Origin of the sequence: Mycobacterium simiae (assembly GCF_008370645.1) — a bacterium.
Taxonomy (GTDB): Bacteria; Actinomycetota; Actinomycetes; order Mycobacteriales; family Mycobacteriaceae; genus Mycobacterium; species Mycobacterium simiae_A.
Genome location: NZ_VTZN01000352.1, coordinates 1 through 1,999 on the forward strand (window position 1 = coordinate 1; position 1,999 = coordinate 1,999).

Consider the following 1,999-nt stretch of genomic DNA (forward strand, 5'->3'; position numbering starts at 1 on the left):
CCGCTGCTACCGGATCTTGATAACCAAGACCGCTAACCACGCCCGCACCACCGCCAACCCGATACCCAGGCCCCCCTCAATACCCCCGCTGACGTGCAAACGAACGTTAGCCAAGACGGGTTGGGAACACCGACGAGAGTCCACGCTGTCGGGCGAGGGTCAGTGCTTCATCGACACCGGGGACCACAGCTCCACCTTGGGCAAAGGCGACTTCTTCGCACTTCCGGACCCTGGCATCCACCTCTGCCCGCCGCCGCATGAGCTGCACCACGACAAACAAGCCGAGGAAAAAGACTCGCGTGCCATGTGGGGAGCATCAGGTGCTGGTGACGGCGTGACAAGTTAGCGGCCAAATTCCGCGGCGATAGCGTAGCTGCCCAAGTGGCCGATAGTTTTGAACTGCATCGCCCTAGGATCCGCAACGCGGCCCAACGCTTCATCATCGACACCTTCGACGAAAAGGTCAGCCCCGCAACGCGATCTGCGAAACCGAGTTGGGATCAACATGATTCCGCACACCAATCCGGTCCAACGCCGCCTTAACATGTCAACATCGTCATGCTCGGCAGCGAACAACACCTGGGTGCCTTCTCCTGAGCAACCGTCGGCTTGGACGACAAGGGCGCAACGCGCAGTCGGACACGACACCCTTGCGCGCTGGCGACCTCAGCCAACGACCGGGCCTAATCTCCGATCGCTTGCCCAGCGCGGTGCGCAACCCCGGTGATGACCCGGTCAGGCGCCCGGATCTGCGCGATCACCTCGGTCTAGTTACTTCGACCTGAAACGTCGGGCGTGTTTTAGCCTTCGTGAGGCGTTGAACTGGGACGATGGTCTCGAACCCTTGGCGAGAAGGATTCGAGGCCATCGTGATTCGTACTGTAGGCGATTAGGTGTCGCTGTGGGAGGCGGTATTGCCTCCGGAGTTGTTGAAGTTGTCCGGTGAATTGGCGCGAGTCGATGAGCTACTGGATGATCCGGCGTTCTTCGTTGCCTTCGAGCCGTTCTTCGACCCGCGGATCGGGCGGCCTTCGACGCCGATGGAGACCTATCTGCGGTTGATGTTTTGAAGTTCCGCTACCGGCTGGGTTATGAGTCGTTGTGTCGGGAGGTCAGCGATTCAATTACCTGGCGGTGGTTTTGCCGGATTCGGTTGGACGGTGCGGTGCCGCATCCGACGACGTTGATGAAGCTGACCACCCGGTGCGGCAGCGCGGCGGTCGACGGGCTCAATGAGGCGTTGTTGGCCAAGGCGGCCCAGGCGAAGCTGTTGCGCACGAACCGGCTTCGTGCGGACACCACGGTGGTGCCGGCCAACGTCACTTATCCCACCGATTCGGGGCTGCTGGCTAAGGCGATACGGCGGATCCCCGCGACCGGCAAGCGGATTCAGGCTGCCGGCGGTGCTGTGCGCACCCCGGTCCGTGACCGGTCACGGGCGGCCGGTCGGCGGGCGCACGCGATCGCCTCGAAACTGAGGTCACGTGCGGCCCTCGGCTCGAGGCCAGACGCGGAACGCGGTGCCCAAGTCCGCCGGCGAGCTCGCAGAGCTGGCCCAATCCGCGGTTCGGGATGCCGAGCGGTTGCTGGCCAACGTCACGCAAGCGGTGCGCCGGGCCAAGGCCCAGGCCGCCGCATTGGCTCTGCGCGGTGAGCGCGATACGGCCGCCGGTCGCCGCCGCGGCCGGTTGGTGCGCGCGGCCAACGACCTGATCGACCTGCTGGCTGCGACCCGCCAAATCGCCGCCCAGGCCCGGCAGCGACTGGCCGGCATCGTCCCGGACGGCGCCACCCGTCGAGTCAGCCTGCACGACGGCGATGCCCGCCCGATCGCCAAGGGCCGGCTGGGTAAACCGGTCGAGTTCGGTTACAAAGCCCAGGTCGTCGACAACGACGACGGCATCGTCGTAGATCACACCGTCGAGCAGGGCAATCCGCCCGACGCACCGCAACTGGCGCCTGCACTGAAAAACGGGCTCTTCCGACTTGGTGGGGGTCT

Annotated in this window: 2 pseudogenes; both read left to right on the top strand. The window is 64.5% G+C overall.

Annotation, left to right across the window (positions count from 1 at the left end):
- Positions 1-346: pseudogene (locus F0Q45_RS28210) on the top strand (hypothetical protein); the annotation flags it as partial.
- A gap of 547 nt (positions 347-893) precedes the next feature.
- A pseudogene (locus tag F0Q45_RS25675) lies at positions 894-1,999 on the top strand (transposase); the annotation flags it as partial.